Consider the following 18530-nt stretch of genomic DNA (forward strand, 5'->3'; position numbering starts at 1 on the left):
ACGGCCATGACTGCAGCCAGCATCGTAGGTTGGGCACACACGCCATTCGGCAAGTTCGACGCAGAGACCGTCGAAGGCCTCGTCGTCAAGGTTGCCAACGAGGCGATGGCTGATGCCGGCATTGCCGCCTCTGACGTCGACGAGATCATGCTCGGCCATTTCAACGCCGGCTTCTCGCCGCAGGATTTCACCGCGTCGCTGGTGCTGCAGGCCAACCCCGCGCTGCGCTTCAAGCCGACCACGCGCGTTGAAAACGCCTGCGCCACCGGCTCGGCCGCCGTGCACCAGGGCATCCGCGCCATCGAGGCCGGTGCCGCGAAGATCGTGCTGGTGGTCGGCGTCGAGCAGATGACGCGGACGCCGGGACCGGAGATCGGCAAGAACCTCTTGAAGGCCTCCTATCTGCCCGAGGACGGCGATACGGTCGGCGGCTTCGCCGGCGTGTTCGGCAAGATCGCGCAGGCCTATTTCCAGAAATACGGCGACCAGTCGGACGCACTGGCGATGATCGCCGCCAAGAACCACAAGAACGGCGTCGCCAACCCCTATGCGCAAATGCGCAAGGATTTCGGCTTCGAGTTCTGCCGCGCCGAGAGCGACAAGAATCCGTTCGTCGCCGGTCCCCTCAAGCGCACCGACTGCTCGCTGGTCTCGGACGGCGCCGCCGCGCTGGTACTGACCGATGCCGAAACTGCGAAGAGCATGGGCAAGGCGATCAACATCCGCGCCACCGCGCATGCGCAGGATTTCCTGCCGATGTCCAAGCGCGACATCCTGCAGTTCGAAGGCTGCACCACCGCCTGGCAGCGCGCGCTGCAGAAGGGCGGCCTGCAACTCTCCGACCTCTCTTTCGTCGAAACCCATGACTGCTTCACGGTTGCGGAATTGATCGAATATGAAGCGATGGGCCTGACGCCGAAGGGGCAGGGCGCACGTGCCATCATGGAGGGCTGGACCCAGAAGGACGGCAAGCTGCCGGTCAATCCGTCCGGCGGCCTCAAGGCCAAGGGTCATCCGATCGGCGCCACCGGCGTCTCGATGCATGTGATGACGGCGATGCAGCTCGCCGGCCAGGCACCGGAGGGCATGCAGCTGAAGGACCCGCAGCTCGGCGGCATCTTCAACATGGGCGGCGCCGCGGTCGCCAATTACGTCTCGATCCTCGAGCCCGCCAGGTAATTTCGGGGCATTCGGCAAATGAACATTGCCGAATGGCTGGCGGCGACGGCGCGGGCGCGTCCCGATGCGCCGGCGCTGCTGACCGGGTTCGACCTCGACGCCGATTACAAGACCTTCGCCCGCCGCGCCGCCTCGATCGGGGCGGCGCTGACGCGCGAGCGCGGCATTGTGGCCGGCGATCGCGTTGCGCTGTTTGCGACCAACTGCACGCAATACCTCGAATGCCTCTACGGCATCTGGTGGACCGGCGCGGTGGCAATCCCGATCAACGCCAAGCTGCACGGCCGCGAGGCGGCCTGGATCTGCGGGAATGGCGGCGCGAAGCTCGCGTTCGTCTCCGACGACACGATCGCAGCGCTGAGCGAGGCGAAGGACGATTGTCCCGCCGGCATGACGATGCTGTCGGTCGACGGCGACGCTTACAAGACGATGCGCAGCGGCGAGGGCCCGCCGGCGCCGTTGCCGCGCGAGACCAATGATCTCGCCTGGCTGTTCTACACATCAGGCACGACAGGTCGGCCCAAGGGCGTGATGCTGAGCCACGGGAATTTGCTGGCGATGTCGTTGTGCTATGTCGCCGACGTCGATCCGGCGACGCCGAACGATGCCTCGCTCTACGCAGCGCCGATCTCGCATGGCGCCGGCCTCTACAATTTCCCGCATGTCCGCATGGGGGGCCGGCACGTCATCCCGGAATCCGGCGGCTTCGATCCGGACGAGGTGCTCAATCTTGGCCGCCAGCTCGACAATGTCGTGATGTTCGCGGCACCGACCATGGTGCGGCGCCTGGTCGATGCGGCGAAGAAGCGCGGCGAGAACGGCGAGGGGCTCCGCACCATCATCTATGGCGGCGGGCCGATGTATACCGCCGACATCAGGGATGCGATCGCGACCATGGGCCAGCGCTTCGTGCAGATCTACGGCCAGGGCGAGTCGCCGATGACGATCACCGCGTTGTCGCGCGACTGGCACCGGCGCAGCGACCATCCGCGCTATCTCGAACGGCTGGCGTCGGTCGGCGTCGCGCAGAGCGTCGTCACCGTGCGCGTCACCGACAGGGACTCCAGGCCGTTGCCCGCGGGTGAGACCGGCGAAATCGAGGTGAAGGGCGCAACCGTGATGCTCGGCTACTGGAACAACCCCGGGGCCAATGCCGAGACGCTCAGGGATGGCTGGCTGCGCACCGGCGACGTCGGCCGGCTCGATGCCGACGGCTTCCTCACCTTGTCCGATCGTTCCAAGGACGTGATCATCTCGGGCGGCACCAACATCTATCCGCGAGAGGTCGAGGAAGCCCTGCTGACCCATCCCGACATAAGCGAGGTCTCCGCCATTGGTGTGCCAGATCCGGACTGGGGCGAGATCGTCGTCGCCTGCGTCGTGCTGGCGCAGGGCGCCGCCGCCGACGACGGCAAGCTCGATGCGCATTGCCTGGCCTCGATCGCGCGCTTCAAGCGGCCGAAGCGGTATGTCTATCTCGATGCGCTGCCGAAGAACAATTACGGCAAGGTGCTGAAAACCGCGCTGCGGGAAATGATGGCAAAGGGATAGGCTGCCGCCCCGGGGCGCGCTAACCTCAAGGTCCGCCATTCCGGAGACTGCGCCATGGGAATTGAAACCTCTCTGTCCCTTTCGGAAGTGAACAACCGCATTGCGATCCTCCGGGACAATATCAGGCAGCTGATCGAGCAGGCCGCGGGTGCCGCGGGCGCCGAAGTCGAGGAGCGGATTTCCCAGCGGATCGAGCAGCAGAATGCGGAGCTCGAGAAGCTCCTGAAGGTGCGCGAGGCGATGACGGGGCAGTAATCCGGAACGATCCGCGGGCGGTCGGCGATGGCGGTCGGCCGCCCGTGCGCATACGCCCATACGCCCGGCGCAGGTTGATCTTGGCAAACACCTCCCGTTACTAGGTCCGTAAACCAGAACATTCGGGAGCGCACAGGACGATGGGACCACTGCAGGGCATCAAGGTCGTGGACATGACGACCGTGCTGATGGGGCCCTATGCGACCCAGATGCTCGGCGATTACGGCGCCGACGTCATCAAGGTGGAGTCGCCCGACGGCGACGTGACGCGGCAGATCGGACCGACGCGGCATCCCGGCATGGGGCCGGTGTTCCTCAATACCAATCGCAGCAAGCGCTCGATCTGCCTCGATCTGAAAAAGCCCGCCGGGCGCGACGCGGTGCTGCGGCTGATCGCGAAGGCCGACGTGCTGGTCTACAATGTGCGCCCGCAGGCGATGGCGCGGCTGCAACTCGGCTACGACGTGGTCTCGAAGATCAATCCGCGGCTGGTCTATGCCGGCGTGTTCGGTTTCGGCCAGGCAGGGCCATATGCGGCCAAGCCGGCCTATGACGATCTGATCCAGGGCGCCACCGCACTCCCGGCACTGATGGCGCAAACGTCCGACGGCGTGCCACGCTATGTGCCGAACGCGCTGGTCGATCGTATCGTCGGTCTCACCGCGGTCGGTGCGATCTGCGCCAGCCTCGTGCATCGCGACCGCACCGGGCAGGGCCAGCGCGTCGACATTCCGATGTTCGAGACCATGGCGGGCTTCGTGATGGGCGACCACATGGGCGGACTGACCTACGATCCGCCGCTCGACAAGGGGGGATACGCGCGACACCTGTCGCCGGACCGGCGTCCTTACAAGACGTCCGACGGCTATATCTGCGTGATCGTCTACAACGACAAGCAGTGGGAGAACTTCTTCAGGGCCACCGGCCGCGACGATCTCCGCAGCGATCCGAAATTCGCCACCTTCGCTGGCCGCGCGGTCAACATCGATGTGGTCTACGCCGAGCTTGCGCGCATCCTGCTGACGAAGACCACCGCGCAGTGGAACGGGATCCTGGAAAAGGCCGACGTGCCCGTGATGCCGATGCATGATCTCGAGACGTTGCTGCAGGATCCGCACATCGTCGCCACCGATGTGTTTCCGGTCACCGAACATCCGACCGAGGGCCGCATCCGCAACATGAAGGTGTCGGCGCGGTGGTCGGAGACAACGGCCGAGCCGCAGCGGCTGGCGCCGCGGCTCGGCCAGCATGGCGAGGAGATCCTGCGCGAGGCAGGCTACTCCACCGAGGAGATCGCTGCGATGGCGCGCGACGGCGTCACCAGGCTCGCTACCAACCCCTGAGGACCGCACGCATGGATTTTGCACTCACGGCCAACCAGGAATCGATCCGCGACGCCATCGCCAAGATCTGCGCGCGGTTCGACGATGCCTACTGGCTGAAGAAGGACAAGGAGGGCGGCTATCCGGCCGATTTCCACCGTGCGCTGGCCGATGCCGGCTGGCTCGGCATCTGCATCCCAGAGGAATATGGCGGCTCCGGCCTCGGCATCACCGACGCCGCGATCATGATGCGCGCGATCTCGGAATCGGGCGCCGGCATGTCCGGCGCGTCGGCCGTGCACATGAACGTGTTCGGGCTCAATCCGGTGGTGGTGTTCGGCACCAGGGAGCAGTGCCAGCGCATGCTGCCGCCGATCATCGACGGCCGCGACAAATCCTGCTTCGCCGTGACCGAGCCGAACACCGGCCTCAACACCACCCAGCTCAAGACCCGCGCAGTGCGCCAGGGCGACAAGTACATCGTGAACGGCCAGAAGGTCTGGATCTCGACCGCGCAGGTCGCCAACAAGATCCTGCTGCTGGCGCGTACCACGACCCTTGAGGAGGTGCGCAGCCCGACCCACGGGCTCAGCCTGTTCTACACCGATTTCGACCGCAAGCGCGTCACCGTGCACGAGATCGAGAAGATGGGCCGCAAGCCCGTCGACTCCAACGAGCTGTTCCTCGAGAATTTCGAGATCCCGGTCGAGGATCGTATCGGCGAGGAAGGCCGCGGCTTCGAATACATCCTGCACGGCATGAACCCGGAGCGCATCCTGATCGCCGCGGAAGCGGTCGGTCTCGGCCAGATCGCGCTGAAGCGGGCCTCGGAGTACGCCAAGGGACGCATCGTGTTCAACCGTCCGATCGGCATGAACCAGGCGATCCAGCATCCGCTGGCGAAGTGCTGGATGGAACTCGAGGCCGCCTGGCTGATGGTGCTTCGCGCCGGCTGGCAGTACGACCAGAACCTGCCCTGCGGCCCCGCGGCGAACTCTGCGAAATATCTCGCCGCCGAAGCCGGATTCCATGCCTGCGAGCAGGCGGTGATGACCCATGGCGGCTTCGGCTATGCCAAGGAATATCACGTCGAGCGTTACCTGCGGGAGTCACTGATCCCCCGCATCGCACCGATCAGCCCGCAGCTCATCCTCAGCTTCATTGGCGAGAAGGTGCTCGGGCTTCCGAAGTCGTATTGAGAGTTGCGCTGACATGAGCTTCGTCACCGGCGTCGGTCTCACATCCTACGGCAAGCATGAAGGCTCATCCTCGCTCGACCTGATGAGCCAGGCGGCCGAGCTTGCCATATCGGATGCCGGGCTGAAGCGCTCCGAAATCGACGGCATCCTCTGCGGCTATTCCACGGTCTCGCCGCACATCATGCTGGCGACGGTCTTCGCCGAGCATTTCGGCATTCGCCCGTCCTATGCCCATGCCGTGCAGGTCGGCGGCGCCACCGGGCTCGCGATGACCATGCTGGCGCATCATCTCGTCGACGCCGGCGTGGCCAGGCACGTGCTGGTGGTCGGCGGCGAGAACCGCCTCACGGGGCAGAGCCGGGACGCGTCGATCCAGGCGCTGGCCCAGGTCGGCCATCCCGAGTATGAAGTGACGCTGGGGCCGACGATCCCCGCCTATTACGGCCTGGTCGCGACCCGCTACATGCATGAATACGGCGTGACCGAGCGCGACCTCGCCGAGTTCGCGGTGCTGATGCGAAAGCATGCCATGCTGCATCCCGGCGCTCAGTTCCACCAGCCGATCACCGTGGCCGACGTGATGGCGTCAAAGCCGGTGGCGATGCCGCTCAAGCTGCTCGACTGCTGCCCGGTGTCCGACGGCGGTGCGGCCTTCGTGATCAGCCGCGAGGCCACGGGCGACGAGCGTGTTCGCATTCGCGGCTGTGCGCAGGCCCACACGCACCAGCACGTCACGGCAGCACCCGCGCTGAGCGAACTTGGTGCGGAGATTTCGATTGCGAAGGCGAAGGACGTATCGGGCATCGGGATTTCGGATGTCCGCTACGCCGCCGTCTACGACAGCTTCACGATCACGCTCGCGATGCTGCTTGAAGACCTTGGCCTTGCCAAACGTGGCGAGGCGGCGGCACGGGTGCGCGCCGGCTATTTCAATCAGGACGGCGAAATGCCGCTCAACACCCATGGCGGCCTACTCAGCTATGGCCATTGCGGCGTCGGCGGCGCGATGGCGCATCTGGTCGAGGCCCATCTGCAGATGACCGGCCGCGCCGGCAATCGCCAGGTGCACGATGCCTCGATTGCACTGCTGCATGGTGACGGCGGCGTGCTGTCGTCGCATGTCAGCATGTTCCTGGAGCGCGTGCGATGAGCGGAGCAATCGGCGACTGGACCAGGGGCGCGGAAGCAATCGTCTACCAGATCTGCAGCGCCTGCGGGGCGCGGCAATATTTCCGTCGCGGCTTCTGCGCCGCCTGCGGCGCGTCCGACCTCGCCGAGCATCGGGCGAGCGGGGCAGGGACGGTCTATGCAACCTCGCTGGTCTGCCGCGCCGCCACGCCGGAGACGCGGGCGCACGTGCCTTACAACATCGTGCTTGTCGACACCGACGAAGGGTTCCGCATGATGGCCCATGGCGACAATGACCTCGCCATTGGCGACAAGGTCACCGCGCGCTTCGCGCAATTCGCGGGACGGCTGGTTCCTTATTTCGCAAAGGCGAAGTGAGGGGCCTGGACGATCCAATCAGGACGCAAAACCTGGGATTGGTTCGCTCGGCCCCTCCGAGTTGCGGATACTACCGCCAGTAGAAAATGACGCTGGCGATGACGAGCATCGCCGTCACCGCCAGCATTTGCGCAAGCGCTTCCGAGGCCGCCCTCTTGGTGGCTTCCTTCATGCGTTTCCCCTAGACTTGGGCGTGACTCATCGTTGCGCTGACAGCGCGCAAGACGGCCAGATTGTACTCGGAACACCCCGCGTCGAGTATTCGCCTTTGATGAGTCCCCACTCGACGAATATCGACCTTCGCAGGGTTGTCCGTGATTGCGGCGGCAATTTGACTCGCGCGTGTTGCTCCAGCGGCAGTCGGCGGCTATTGTTTTTGGAACCCAAGAACAACATCATCATCAAGGTCAGGAAATGGCTCGCATCGACTACTCCGATCCCGCAGCGGCAAGCCCACGCACCCGCGAGATCCTCGACAAGAACCGCAACGCCAACATCTTCCGCATGATGGCGCATTCGCCGAGCTATTTTGAGCAGTATTGCCGCCTCGGCGGCGCGATCCGCCACAGGGGCGAGCTCGATCCGGTCGTGCGCGAGCTTGCGATCACGCGCACCGGCATTCTCTGCGAAGCACCGTATGAGATCGTCGCGCACAAGCGGATCGGCAAGAATGTCGGCGTCACCGACGAGCAGAACGCGGCGCTGGAGAACTGGCAGCAGGCAAGCTGCTTCAACGAGGTGCAGCGCGCGGCGCTCGCCTTCACTGACGAGATCGTCAAGCTGAAGAAGCCGACGGACGCAACGTTCGAGGCGATCGCATCCAGGCTGACGCCGGCGGCATTGATCGAACTGCAGCTCTCGGTCGGCTTCTACATCATGACGTCGAAGTTCCTGGAGACCTTCGAGATCGACATGCAGCCGGTCACGGAAGTGGTGAGCTGAACCGATCGGTCTTTCTCCGCCTCGCCCCGCCTGCGGGGAAAGGCGGAGCGCATGCAGCGGAGCGGAATGCGCTCCGGGTGAGGGGCCCTCCGCGAGTGTTACTTCCGGTGATTTTGCGGAAGCCGTCCCTCACCCCAACCCGCTAAGAGCGAGCTTCGCTCGTCTCGACCCCGCAAGGGCGGAGCGAGGGAGAAGACACATCTACCCCGACGTCAGCAGATCCACCTTCGCATTGGCGACGATCAGTCGCTCAGCGAGCAGTTGCGCGAGATTGCGCATGATCTTCTCGCCCGCGCGCGGGTGCTGCTGGGCGAAGCGCTCGAAATCGCCGATCGTCATCTCATGGGCGGTGGCCGCCATGTCGGCCAGCACGTCGGCGGATCGTCTTGGCTCCAGCAGAGCCATCTCGCCGAAGGCCGTGCCAGCGGTCAGCGTCGCAAGGCGAATGCCGTCGGGCAAGGTGACATGGACCACGCCACTGCGCAGGAAGTACAGCGAGGCCGCCGCATCGCCCGCGGCGATGATCTTCTCGTTCGGCTGGTAGGTCCTGATCGCGCAGAGCCGGGCGAAATCGGCGAGTTCGGTTTCGCTCAACCCGGCGAGCAATGGCTGCTCGGAGAGCTCGGTGGTCTCCAGGAAGTCGATCGAGCCGCCATAGCGGTAGACGATCTGGTCTTCGGCCCATTCGATCGCGGTGTCGAGCAGATAGAAATCCCTGATATTGCCAAGCCGGTTGGTCCACTCGCTGATCGTGCTCCATGCCCGCGAGGCCCGCTTGATGCCGGAGAGGATCACGGTGACGCCCAGCTCGGCGAGCTCCTTGAAGGCTTCCGCCACCAGGCGGGCGCCGGCCCGCGTCGTCGACGTGACACGGCGCAGATCGAAGATCACGAATTCCGGGCGCGGCGCGCCGGCGAGCCGGCGCGAGATGTAGTCGACATTGGACAGCGACAGCGTGCCGACCAGCTCGATGACACGGACCTCCTGGAAGTGCCTGGCCAGGATCTCCTGCTCCTGCGGCCGGCGCACGCGCCGCGACGGGTTCTTGCCGATATTGTAGTCGGCGATGATGCTGTGGCGCGCGTCGTCGGCGCGGTTGAGCATGTGCAGGTCGTAGTGCGCCGACAGCGACTCGCAGACCTTGATGCCGCGCACGCTGTTGCCGTGCTTGTCGAGCTTCGGCGAATAGCTGCCGAGCCCGAGCCGCGCTGGCAGCGCCGCCAGGATGCCGCCGCCGACTCCGCTCTTGGCGGGAATGCCGACGCGGTAGATCCATTCGCCGGCATAGTCGTACATGCCCGACGACGTCATCACCGAGAGCGTGCGCGCGATCGCGTAGGGCGTCACAACCTGCTCGCCGGTCAGCGGATTGACGCCGTGATTGGCAAGCGTCGCCGCCATCACGGCGATGTCGCGCGCGGTGACGAGGATGGCGCATTGCCGGAAATAGACATCGAGCACCGCAGGCACGTTGTCCGTGATCACGCCGTTGGTACGCAGCAGGTAGCCGATCGCCCGGTTGCGGTCGCCGGTCGCGCTTTCCGATGCATAGACCGCCTCGTCGACACCAAGCTCGCGGCCGGCGAAGCGGCCGAGTGCGTGCCTGACATATTCGAACGCGCCGTCGCCCTTGGCGGCGTGGATCAGGCCGGAACAGGCGATCGCACCCGCATTGACCATCGGGTTGAACGGATGGTTCTCGGCGTTGAGCCGGATCGAGTTGAAGGGGTCGCCCGACGGCTCGACGCCGATCACGCTTTCCACCCGCTCGGCGCCCAGCGTGTCCAGCGCCAGCGCGAACACGAACGGCTTTGACATCGACTGGATCGTGAAGGGCACCCTGGTATCGCCGACCTCGTAGACATGGCCGTCGAGGGTCGCGAGGCTGATGCCAAAATGGGCAGGATCAGCCTTGCCGAGCTCGGGGATGTAGTCGGCGACGGCCCCGCCGGTCTCCGGCAGGAAGTCGGTGTAGCATTCGTGCAGGAAGCGCAGCAGCGGCGGCTGCGAACCGGCCCAGTTGATGGTGTTTGCGGTGACGGGAGGCGGCGACTGTTTCATTGCCTCCTGTTGTGCAACGCAATCAGGGCGCGCGCAACCGAGCGGGCGATGCCGTTGGGTGCCAAGCAGGGTGGTCGGAATGGCCCGCAACCGGACGGCTATCGATCCCTCAGCGGCGTCAGCAAAGCGAGCGATCGCTCGCTAATTGTTTCGTCATACGAAACTTTCGCTTTGAAAACGTTTCCAACGCAAAACCGCGCGAAACGCTACTCCGCTCGAAAGACGGAGTGCCCCTGACGCCGTCCCTGGGGCGAGCAAGCTTCGAGGGAAGTTTGGACGACTGCTCTCAGGTCTCGACGATTGCGATCGCTTGGCCTTCGGCGATCACATCGTCAATCTTGACCAGAATCGACTTGATTTTGCCTGCGGCCGTCGATGTGACCGGGATTTCCATCTTCATCGCTTCGACGAAGGCAATTTCGTCACCGTCACCGATGCTGCTTCCGGCTTGAACGGGAAGCGCGCAGACGCGCCCCGCGACTTCGGCCACGACCTTGATATCTGGCATTCCACTCTCCGATACCGGCCTGCCAGAAATTTCATCCGGCGAACGGCTTTTTGTTGTGGCCGCACATTGCCTGATGTAGCTTGATCAGCAAGTGGAATTTTATTCCGTCACACGGAATGGAGCCTATAAAGATGGGACGGCGCTCGGAACGGCTTAGCAGGCAGGGAATGCTCGCCAGCGAGACTGGTGATGACGATGTGATTCAGGTGGTGTCGCGCGCATTCGATGTGTTGCGATGCTTCGAAGGGCACGAATCTCGGTTGGGCAATCTCGAGATTTCCAACCGCTGCGGCCTGCCGCGCTCGACGGTGTCGCGCCTGACGCACACGCTGACGCGGATGGGACAGCTCGTTTATCTGCCGCGCGATCAGAAATATCGCATCGGCCCGAGCGCGGTGGCGATGAGCACCACGATGATGAAGGGATTGCAGCTGCGCAACCTGATCCGGCTGCGCCTGCAGGACGTCGCCGACCAGTTGCCCGGCACCGTGGGCTTCGTGATCCCGGACCGCTTTCACCTGGTCTATCTGGAATTCGCCCGCGCCGCGAACGCGCTCGGCCTGCACGAAGCGACCGGCAGCCGCATATCGATGGCGACCACCGCCGCCGGCCACGCCTATACCGCGGCGCTCGATCCCGTCGTCGGCGACGCGCTGATCGCTGAGATGGAGCGTGAGATCCCCGACGGAGCGAAGCTGCTCACGCCGCGCATCGAAGCCAATCGCCGTCATCTGCGCGAGCGCGGTTATGTGGTCGCCTGCGGCCTGTGGAGCCCGCACATCAACGGCGTCGGCGTGCCGCTGTGGTCGCCGCAGTACCAGACCTACGTCGTCACTACGATCGGCCTGCTTTCGGCGATGTATGACGAGAAGCGGCTGCATGCGGAGGTCGCGCCGCAGATGATCGAGCTTGGTGCCACGCTTGCCAGCCTGCTTGAAGGCGCCGAAGGCGATATCTTCAGCAATCGGATCGAACGCAAGTCGCTTCCGGTGACCGCTCATAACAATAATAAAATCATCAGGACGGAGGCATTGAATGAACTGGAAGCCGGAACTCGACGACCTCGCCCGGCGCGAAGCGTTCGCGCGGGAGATGGGAGGCGTTGACAAGGTCAAGCGGCAGCGCGACCAGGGCCGGCTCACCGTCCGCGAGCGGATCGATGGACTGGTGGACCAGCAGAGCTTCCATGAGGTCGGTGCGATCTCCGGCATCGCCGAATATGACGAGAACAACGAACTCAGGCATCTGACGCCGGCGAACTGCGTGTTCGGCCGCGCCCGGGTCGACGGCCGCACCGTGGTTGTCGTCGGCGACGACTTCACCGTGCGCGGCGGGTCGGCGGACGCATCGATTTCCGCCAAGCCGCTGATGGCGGAGGAGATGGCGCACGACTTCCGCCTGCCCATCATCCGCGTCATCGAGGGCTCCGGCGGCGGCGGCTCGGTGAAGACGATCGAGACCAAGGGCGCTGCCAATCTGCCGGGCGGCGTCGGCGGTACGCGCTGGTACTGGTACACGACCGCCAATCTGGCGCGCGTGCCCGTGGTCGGGCTCGGGCTCGGCTCGGTGGCGGGTCTCGGCGCTGCGCGGCTGGCCGCGACGCATTATTCGGTCATGACCAAAAGCTCGGCGATGTTCGTCGCCGGCCCGCCGGTGGTGAAGCGGCTCGGCCAGGACCTGACCAAGCAGGAGCTCGGCGGCGCCGACATCCAGACCCGCGCCGGTGCGATCGATCAGGCTGTCGATACCGAGGAAGAGGCGTTCGAATGCGCAAGGCGCTTCCTGTCCTACCTGCCGTCGTCAGTCTATGACCTGCCCCCGACGATTCCCTGCACCGACGATCCCGAGCGGGCGGAGGAGCAGCTGCTGAAGGCGGTGCCGCGAAATCGCCGACAGGTCTACAAGATGCGGCCGATCATCGAGGCTGTGGTCGACCAGGGCTCGTTCTTCGAGGTATCGGCCAATTTCGGCCGGCCGATCATTACCGGCCTGGCGCGGGTCGAGGGCAGGGCGGTACTGCTGCTCGCAAGCGATCCTTTCCATTATGGCGGCTCGTGGACCGCCGATGCCTGCCAGAAGGTGGTGCGCTGGGTCGACTTTGCCGAGACCTTCCATCTGCCGGTCGTCTATCTGATGGACTGCCCCGGCTTCATGATCGGGCTGGAGGCGGAGAAGTCCGCCACCATCCGCCACGGCGTGCGGGCGATGGCGGCGGTCAATCAGAGCACGGTGCCGTGGTGCACCATTATCATCCGCAACGCCTTCGGCGTCGCCGGCGTGGTGCATCAGCCGGCCAACCGCTTCTCGATGCGCTACGCCTGGCCGTCGGCCTATTGGGGCTCGCTGCCGCTGGAAGGCGGCATCGAGGCGGCCTACCGCGCCGAGATCGATGCGGCTGCCGATCCCGCCGCCAAGCTGCGCGAGATCGAGGATCGCCTCAACAAGCTGCGCTCGCCGTTCCGCTCGGCCGAGAAGTTCTGGGTCGAGGAGGTGATCGACCCGCGCAAGACGCGCTCGCTGCTCTGCGAGTTCGCGCGTCTCGCCGAACCGATCCGCACGCCCGGGCCACCCGGCAACATGTCGACGCGGCCGTAGGAGAGCAACGCCTAGGACTCGCTTTCGCGATGCACGTCGTGGATCACGATGCCCATGCCGTTCTGGGGCATCCTGATCCAGTCGCGCCGCTTCAGCGAGCGCCTGGTGTCCTCGTGTCCGCTGACCCAATGCTCGCGCATCGAGGTGCCCGAGAATTCGTGGTCCTTGGCGTCGCCTTCATAGGCCTTCTGCTGATAGATCAGCTGCAGCAGCGTGATGCCCGGCAACTTGCTGTTCGATTTCTTGAGCTGACGTTCCTCCTCCGACAGCTGCCCGTCGGGGATCTTCGACAGCGCCGTGTGCAGGGCGCAGCGCAGATTGTAGGTCTTGCGGTAGACGTCGGTGTTGTAGCGGGTGCGCGAGGAATACATGATGTCCTTGTGGCGGGCCATCACGTCCTGGATGTCGCGCGGCAGCGCGCCACGAGCCGAGAACAGGTCGACCTGGAACACCAGCGAGTTCGCGTTGTCCTCCTGATCGAGCAGATGCTGCAGCGGCGTGTTTGAGACGATGCCGCCATCCCAGAAATGATCGGTGCCGACCTTCACCATCGGCAGCGCCGGCGGCAGAGCGCCGCTCGCCATGATGTGCTCCGGGATGATCTCGTCATGGGCGTTGTCGAAATAGATGAAATTGCCCGAGAGCACGTTCACCGCGCCGACCGCGAAGCGCATCTTCTTGGAGTTGATGCGATCGAAATCGACCAGCTCGAGCAGCGACTCGCGCAAGGGGGTGGTGTCGTAATAGCTGGTGGCGGTGCGCGCGCCGGTCGGGCTGAACCACGGATTGCCGGCGTGCGGCGTGAAGAAGCCGGGCTGGCCGAGCGTCGTGGTCAGCCATGAGCTGGTGAAGTTGCGGGCCTTGCGGAAGATGTCGCCATCCGGCGTGTAGTACCAGATCTTGCGGCTGGTGATGCGATCCCAGAACGTGTGCAGCCGCTCCAGCCGCTTCTCCGGCGGATTGCCGGCGATGATCGCCGAGTTGATCGCGCCGATCGAGACGCCGCAGACCCAGTCCGGTTCGATATTGGATTCATGCAGCGCCTGGTAGACGCCGGCCTGGTAGGCGCCGAGCGCTCCGCCGCCCTGCAGCACCAGTGCCACGCGGTCGCAGCCTGTGGGCCGCCAGCCCGGCGTCGCATGATCGTAATCTTCGACTTGAGGTGACCGCGCATCCATGACCGTACTCCAGTTTGCGGCGAGAATTGAGCGCGCCAATGACGCCGTGATGACAACCCGCCGCCTGCGGACGGCACATCTGATGCGCGCGCCCGCATGGCCTCGTGGCCGGGCATGGGTCATGCGGCTGACGGAAATCCCTCATATCGCCGTCAATCTCGGCCGCTAGCCTTGCCGCAACATCTTCAGACAGGGGGATTTTGCGATGCGCAGGGAAGATCTGCTCAAGCTTCCGTCGATGCCGGCCGCGGGTCCGAGCTATCCCGCCGGCCCCTACCGTTTCGTCGATCGCGAATTCCTGGTCATCACCTACGAGACCGATCCGGAGCTCATCCGCGCCGGCTTGCCCGAGCCGCTGGCGCCGATCGCGGATCCGATCGTGCATTACGAATGGATCAGGATGCCCGACTCTTCCGGCTTCGGCAGCTACACCGAGTCCGGCCTCGTGATCCCCGCGAAGCTGCACGGCGAGGACGTCAACTTCGTCTGCCAGATGTATCTCGACGATGATCCGCCGATCGCGGCGGGGCGCGAGATCTGGGGCTTTCCCAAGAAATACGCCCACCCCAAGCTCGAGATCGTCAAGGACACGCTGACCGGCACGCTGGAATATGCCGGCCAGCTCGTCGCCATGGGCACCATGGGTTACAAGCACGAGAGCATGGCGGGCAATGGCGACGTCACCCGCGCCACGCTGTCGAAGACGCAGATCAATCTGAAGATGATCCCCGGCGTCGACGGCCGCCTCGAGGTCTGCCAGCTGGTTGCGATCAACCTCACCGACATCGTCGTCAAGGGCTCGTGGATCGGGCCCGGTCGGCTGCATCTGGTGCCGCATGTCAACGCGCCGGTGGCTGATTTCCCGGTCAAGCGCGTGGTCGGTGCGCATCATTATATCGCCGACCTGACGCTGCCGTTCGGCCGTGTCGTGCACGATTACAACAAGCAGGCCGTTGAATCCGAGCCGACCGGCCTCGCTGCGGAATAAGGACGTCGCCCGGTGACTGGTGGCGCGCAATGGCCTTGCGCGCCATTTTCGTCAGGCTGCCACCGGTTTGGCCTGCGGTTGCGTCTGTGGCTGCGGCCGCGAGATCGCCAGCACCAGCCCGGATGCGATCACGCATAGCGCACCGGCGATGAAGAAAGCCGGCAGATAGCTCGAATAGATCGTCCGCGACAGTCCGGCGCCGAACGCCGCGGCACCGGCGCCGAGCTGATGGCCGGCAAAGATCCAGCCGAATACCAGATTGGCGCGCTCGGCGCCGAAACGCTGCGCGGTGAGCCGCACCGTCGGCGGCACGGTCGCGATCCAGTCCAGCCCGTAGAACATCGCAAACACCGATAGCCCGTAGAACGTGAAGTCGGAGTACGGCAGCCAGATCAGCGACAGCCCGCGCAGGCCGTAATACCAGAACAGCAGGTAGCGATTGTCGAAACGGTCCGACAGCCAGCCCGAGATGATGGTGCCAAAGAAGTCGAAGATGCCCATCGCGGCGAGCAGGCTCGCGGCCTGGACTTGCGGGATGCCGTAGTCGAGGCACATCGGGATCAGATGGACCTGCACCAGGCCGTTGGTCGAGGCGCCGCAGACGAAGAAGGTCGCGAACAGGATCCAGAACGCCAGTGATTTCGAGGAGTCGCGCAGCGTGCCGAGCGCGGCGGCCATGATCGGCGTATTGGCCGGCGGCGGGGCGGGGAGCGGCGCGGTACCCTCATCGCCGAACGGGCGCAGGCCGACATCGCTCGGCCGGTCGCGCATCACCATCAGCACGGCGAAGGCGGCGACACCGAGCACGACGCAGACCAGCCCCAGCGCGACGCGCCAGCCGTAGTGCTCGGTCAGGGTCGCGAGCAGCGGCAGGAAGGCGAGCTGCCCCGTCGCGACGCTCGCGGTCATCATGCCGATCACGAGGCCGCGGCGCGCCACGAACCAGCGCGTCGCAATCGTCGCGCCCAGCACCAGCGCGGTCATGCCGGTGCCGATCCCGATCACGACGCCCCACAGCAGCATCAGCTGCCACACCTGGGTCATGAACAGCGAGGCGACGAGGCCGGACACCACGATCAGCTGCGCGGCCAGCGTCACGTTGCGAAGGCCATAGCGGTTCATCAGCGCCGCGGCGAACGGCGCCATCAGCCCGAACAGGATGAAGCGGATCGACAGCGCCGAGGAGATCTCCGCGGTGCTCCAGCCGAACTCCTTTTGCAGCGGCACGATGAAGACGCCGGGCGCGCCGACGGTGCCGGCCGAGATCAGCGCGGCCAGGAAGGTGACGCCGACCATCACCCAGCCATAGTGGATGTTGCGGCGGGCGAGGGTCGAAGCAAGCCAGTTCGAGATCATTGTGTACCGGATGAAATGCGGTGCGGGTTTATCGTTGATGCGCAATATGCCATGGGAATGCGATGACTAAAATGCCATAGTTCCCTCGTTTTCGGACATATTCCGGCGATCTAAGGGATGGCAAATGTCCGATGTCCGGAACGGTTTGTCATCGCGAGGAGCGATTGCGACGAAGCAATCCACGTTTCCGCGTATGCGGCGCGGTGGATTGCTTCGCTTCGCTCGCAATGACGAAGACACGAGGTTCGTGACGCATCACCTCAATGCGCAACCCGCTCCACCGCGATCGCAGTCGCCTCGCCGCCGCCGATGCACAGCGCGGCGACGCCACGCTTCAGGTTCTGCGCCTCCAGCGCGTGCAGCAGGGTCACGATCAGCCGTGCGCCGGTGGCGCCGATCGGATGGCCGAGTGCGCAGGCACCGCCATTGATGTTGAGCCGGTCGCGCGGAATCCCGAGGTCGCGCTGTGCGGCCATCGCCACAACCGCGAACGCCTCGTTGATCTCGAACAGGTCGACGTCACCGACGCTCCAGCCGACCTTGTCGAGCAGCTTGCGGATCGCCGGGATCGGTGCCGTGGTGAACCATTGCGGCTCCTGACTGTGCGTGGCGTGGCCCTTGATCTCGGCCAGCACGGGCAGCCCGTCGCGGTCGGCAAGCGAGCGGCGGGCGAGGATCAGCGCCGCGGCGCCGTCGGCATTGGCCGAGGAGGCGGCGGGCGTGATGGTACCGTTGGCGCGGAACGCCGGCTTCAGGCCGGGGATCTTGGCCGGATCGACCTTCAGCGGGTGCTCGTCATTGGCGATGAGGCGCGGACCTGTCTTCTCCTGGAGCGTGATCGGCGCGATCTCGGCCTTGAAGGCGCCGCCCTCGACCGCCTTGCGGGCCCGGGTCAGCGTCTCCATCGCATAAGTGTCCTGGTCAGCGCGGGTGAACTGATAGGCTTCCGCGGTCGCTTCGCCGAAATCACCCATCGAGCGGCCGGTCTCATAGGCGTCCTCCAGCCCGTCCATCATCATGTGGTCGATGATGCGGTCGTGGCCGGCGCGGTAGCCGCCGCGGGCCTTTTGCAACAGGTACGGCGCATTGCTCATGCTCTCCATGCCGCCCGACACCACGATCTCCGCCGAGCCGGCCTTGATGATGTCGTGGGCGAGCATGGTCGCCTTCATGCCGGAACCGCAGACCTTGTTGACGGTGGTGGCGCCGGTGGCATCAGGCAGTTTTGCGCCACGCGCAGCCTGGCGGGCGGGGGCCTGGCCCTGGCCGGCCGGCAGGACGTTGCCCATGAACACCTCGTCGACGCGCTCGGGAGCGAGTTTCGCCCGCTCCAGCGCCGCGCCGATCACGTGAGCGCCGAGCTTGTGCGCCGCGAACGGCGTGAGTTCGCCCATGAAGCGCCCGAGCGGGGTGCGCGCGGCGGAGAGGATGACGACGGGATCGGGGCTGGATGCCATGACGGTATTCCCTTGAGTCGGAGGTTTTATGGGATGATATTAATCATATGATGCGCTGCAAAATTTGCAACCCGCATGACAAATTGTCGTGTTCGCATGAGGTGGGCTGCACCTTGTTTGGTGTCATCACCCGCGCATGTGGGTGATCCAGTATTTCAGAGACGCCAACGCTAGAGCCGATAGGCCGCGGCGTACTGGGTCCCCCGGTCGAGCCGGGCGATGACAACGGTGGAGGTGGACGCACCTTTCCGTTCTCGCGACATGATTGTCCGAGTCCTGCATCTCGTTTCGCCGCTCTGTGTGAAGAGGGCGCAGGGAAAGCCGGGTGCCGATCGCACCCATGGGCCCCGTGCAGTGTAGAAAGCACGGGGGTAGGACCACAGGTGTAACCGGAAACAACCCGGCTTTCCCTGCGCGATGGGTTACGGCTTAT

General features: G+C 64.9%; 17 protein-coding genes. 12 read left to right on the plus strand and 5 right to left on the minus strand.

What is annotated here, in order from left to right; all coding sequences use genetic code 11:
- Window positions 1–6: 6 nt before the first annotated feature.
- The 8 genes from JQ586_RS31940 to JQ586_RS31975 all read left to right on the plus strand — a co-directional run bounded on the left by JQ586_RS31940 (window position 7) and on the right by JQ586_RS31975 (window position 7954).
- Window positions 7–1179 carry an acetyl-CoA acetyltransferase gene (locus JQ586_RS31940; RefSeq protein ID WP_212398611.1) on the plus strand — a complete coding sequence of 391 codons (1173 nt, stop codon included), beginning with the start codon at window positions 7–9 and terminating at the stop codon, window positions 1177–1179.
- 18 nt (window positions 1180–1197) lie between these two features.
- A complete protein-coding gene (locus JQ586_RS31945) occupies window positions 1198–2730 on the plus strand; it encodes a class I adenylate-forming enzyme family protein (RefSeq protein WP_212398612.1) in 1533 nt (510 codons plus the stop codon).
- Between the two features lie 54 nt (window positions 2731–2784).
- Window positions 2785–2985, plus strand: a complete 201-nt coding sequence (locus JQ586_RS31950) for a hypothetical protein (RefSeq protein ID WP_212398613.1) — start codon at window positions 2785–2787, stop codon at window positions 2983–2985.
- Between the two features lie 140 nt (window positions 2986–3125).
- The gene (locus JQ586_RS31955; RefSeq protein ID WP_212398614.1) at window positions 3126–4328 is read left to right on the plus strand and encodes a CaiB/BaiF CoA-transferase family protein; all 1203 of its coding nucleotides are present in this window, start codon (window positions 3126–3128) and stop codon (window positions 4326–4328) included.
- A gap of 11 nt (window positions 4329–4339) precedes the next feature.
- Window positions 4340–5506, plus strand: coding sequence for an acyl-CoA dehydrogenase family protein (locus tag JQ586_RS31960; RefSeq protein WP_212398615.1), 1167 nt, complete (start codon window positions 4340–4342; stop codon window positions 5504–5506).
- A gap of 13 nt (window positions 5507–5519) precedes the next feature.
- Window positions 5520–6656 (plus strand): thiolase family protein, encoded by a 1137-nt coding sequence (locus JQ586_RS31965; protein WP_212398616.1) that lies wholly within the window; start codon window positions 5520–5522, stop codon window positions 6654–6656.
- On the plus strand, window positions 6653–7012 hold the full coding sequence (locus tag JQ586_RS31970; RefSeq protein ID WP_212398617.1) for a Zn-ribbon domain-containing OB-fold protein: 360 nt from the start codon (window positions 6653–6655) through the stop codon (window positions 7010–7012). Before JQ586_RS31965 ends, JQ586_RS31970 begins: the two co-directional genes overlap by 4 nt.
- Window positions 7013–7426: 414 nt before the next feature.
- A complete protein-coding gene (locus JQ586_RS31975) occupies window positions 7427–7954 on the plus strand; it encodes a carboxymuconolactone decarboxylase family protein (RefSeq protein ID WP_212398618.1) in 528 nt (175 codons plus the stop codon).
- Between the two features lie 201 nt (window positions 7955–8155).
- Here the strand turns inward: JQ586_RS31975 and glsA are convergent, their stop codons facing one another.
- Both glsA and JQ586_RS31985 read right to left on the minus strand, forming a co-directional pair.
- Entirely contained in the window at window positions 8156–10015 is a 1860-nt protein-coding gene (glsA, locus tag JQ586_RS31980; RefSeq protein WP_212398619.1) for a glutaminase A, read from the minus strand.
- A gap of 286 nt (window positions 10016–10301) precedes the next feature.
- Window positions 10302–10523, minus strand: a complete 222-nt coding sequence (locus JQ586_RS31985) for an acetyl-CoA carboxylase biotin carboxyl carrier protein subunit (protein ID WP_212398620.1) — start codon at window positions 10521–10523, stop codon at window positions 10302–10304.
- Between the two features lie 131 nt (window positions 10524–10654).
- Between JQ586_RS31985 and JQ586_RS31990 the strand changes: the two genes are divergently transcribed.
- Both JQ586_RS31990 and JQ586_RS31995 read left to right on the plus strand, forming a co-directional pair.
- Window positions 10655–11629, plus strand: a complete 975-nt coding sequence (locus JQ586_RS31990; RefSeq protein WP_212398621.1) for an IclR family transcriptional regulator — start codon at window positions 10655–10657, stop codon at window positions 11627–11629.
- Entirely contained in the window at window positions 11559–13118 is a 1560-nt protein-coding gene (locus JQ586_RS31995) for an acyl-CoA carboxylase subunit beta (protein WP_212398622.1), read from the plus strand. Before JQ586_RS31990 ends, JQ586_RS31995 begins: the two co-directional genes overlap by 71 nt.
- 11 nt (window positions 13119–13129) lie before the next feature.
- Here the strand turns inward: JQ586_RS31995 and JQ586_RS32000 are convergent, their stop codons facing one another.
- Complete coding sequence (locus JQ586_RS32000; RefSeq protein WP_212398623.1) at window positions 13130–14296, minus strand: patatin-like phospholipase family protein; 1167 nt, start codon at window positions 14294–14296, stop codon at window positions 13130–13132.
- On the opposite strand from JQ586_RS32000, the gene JQ586_RS32005 reads away from it, so the two are divergent.
- Both JQ586_RS32005 and JQ586_RS32010 read left to right on the plus strand, forming a co-directional pair.
- Window positions 14295–14465 carry a hypothetical protein gene (locus JQ586_RS32005; RefSeq protein WP_212398624.1) on the plus strand — a complete coding sequence of 57 codons (171 nt, stop codon included), beginning with the start codon at window positions 14295–14297 and terminating at the stop codon, window positions 14463–14465. The genes JQ586_RS32000 and JQ586_RS32005 overlap by 2 nt on opposite strands.
- Before the next feature lie 36 nt (window positions 14466–14501).
- Window positions 14502–15284 carry an acetoacetate decarboxylase gene (locus tag JQ586_RS32010; protein WP_212398625.1) on the plus strand — a complete coding sequence of 261 codons (783 nt, stop codon included), beginning with the start codon at window positions 14502–14504 and terminating at the stop codon, window positions 15282–15284.
- A gap of 51 nt (window positions 15285–15335) precedes the next feature.
- On the opposite strand, the gene JQ586_RS32015 is transcribed toward JQ586_RS32010, so the two are convergent.
- Complete coding sequence (locus JQ586_RS32015) at window positions 15336–16640, minus strand: MFS transporter (protein ID WP_212398626.1); 1305 nt, start codon at window positions 16638–16640, stop codon at window positions 15336–15338.
- 260 nt (window positions 16641–16900) lie between these two features.
- A complete protein-coding gene (locus JQ586_RS32020; protein WP_212398627.1) occupies window positions 16901–18097 on the minus strand; it encodes an acetyl-CoA C-acyltransferase in 1197 nt (398 codons plus the stop codon).
- Between the last annotated feature and the right edge of the window lie 433 nt (window positions 18098–18530).

The sequence above is a fragment of the Bradyrhizobium jicamae genome (genome assembly GCF_018130215.1).
Taxonomy (GTDB): Bacteria; Pseudomonadota; Alphaproteobacteria; order Rhizobiales; family Xanthobacteraceae; genus Bradyrhizobium; species Bradyrhizobium jicamae_A.

What these genes read in the sequence shown, in the direction of transcription:
- JQ586_RS32005 (WP_212398624.1), top strand. Translation starts at nt 14,295, where the DNA reads ATGACCGTACTCCAGTTTGCGGCGAGAATTGAGCGCGCCAATGACGCC.
- JQ586_RS31995 (WP_212398622.1), top strand. Translation starts at nt 11,559, where the DNA reads ATGAACTGGAAGCCGGAACTCGACGACCTCGCCCGGCGCGAAGCGTTC.
- JQ586_RS32010 (WP_212398625.1), top strand. Translation starts at nt 14,502, where the DNA reads ATGCGCAGGGAAGATCTGCTCAAGCTTCCGTCGATGCCGGCCGCGGGT.
- JQ586_RS32020 (WP_212398627.1), bottom strand. Translation starts at nt 18,097, where the DNA reads ATGGCATCCAGCCCCGATCCCGTCGTCATCCTCTCCGCCGCGCGCACC.
- JQ586_RS31970 (WP_212398617.1), top strand. Translation starts at nt 6,653, where the DNA reads ATGAGCGGAGCAATCGGCGACTGGACCAGGGGCGCGGAAGCAATCGTC.
- JQ586_RS31990 (WP_212398621.1), top strand. Translation starts at nt 10,655, where the DNA reads ATGGGACGGCGCTCGGAACGGCTTAGCAGGCAGGGAATGCTCGCCAGC.
- JQ586_RS31985 (WP_212398620.1), bottom strand. Translation starts at nt 10,523, where the DNA reads ATGCCAGATATCAAGGTCGTGGCCGAAGTCGCGGGGCGCGTCTGCGCG.
- JQ586_RS31940 (WP_212398611.1), top strand. Translation starts at nt 7, where the DNA reads ATGACTGCAGCCAGCATCGTAGGTTGGGCACACACGCCATTCGGCAAG.
- JQ586_RS31950 (WP_212398613.1), top strand. Translation starts at nt 2,785, where the DNA reads ATGGGAATTGAAACCTCTCTGTCCCTTTCGGAAGTGAACAACCGCATT.
- JQ586_RS31965 (WP_212398616.1), top strand. Translation starts at nt 5,520, where the DNA reads ATGAGCTTCGTCACCGGCGTCGGTCTCACATCCTACGGCAAGCATGAA.
- JQ586_RS31955 (WP_212398614.1), top strand. Translation starts at nt 3,126, where the DNA reads ATGGGACCACTGCAGGGCATCAAGGTCGTGGACATGACGACCGTGCTG.
- JQ586_RS31945 (WP_212398612.1), top strand. Translation starts at nt 1,198, where the DNA reads ATGAACATTGCCGAATGGCTGGCGGCGACGGCGCGGGCGCGTCCCGAT.
- glsA (WP_212398619.1), bottom strand. Translation starts at nt 10,015, where the DNA reads ATGAAACAGTCGCCGCCTCCCGTCACCGCAAACACCATCAACTGGGCC.
- JQ586_RS32000 (WP_212398623.1), bottom strand. Translation starts at nt 14,296, where the DNA reads ATGGATGCGCGGTCACCTCAAGTCGAAGATTACGATCATGCGACGCCG.
- JQ586_RS31975 (WP_212398618.1), top strand. Translation starts at nt 7,427, where the DNA reads ATGGCTCGCATCGACTACTCCGATCCCGCAGCGGCAAGCCCACGCACC.
- JQ586_RS32015 (WP_212398626.1), bottom strand. Translation starts at nt 16,640, where the DNA reads ATGATCTCGAACTGGCTTGCTTCGACCCTCGCCCGCCGCAACATCCAC.
- JQ586_RS31960 (WP_212398615.1), top strand. Translation starts at nt 4,340, where the DNA reads ATGGATTTTGCACTCACGGCCAACCAGGAATCGATCCGCGACGCCATC.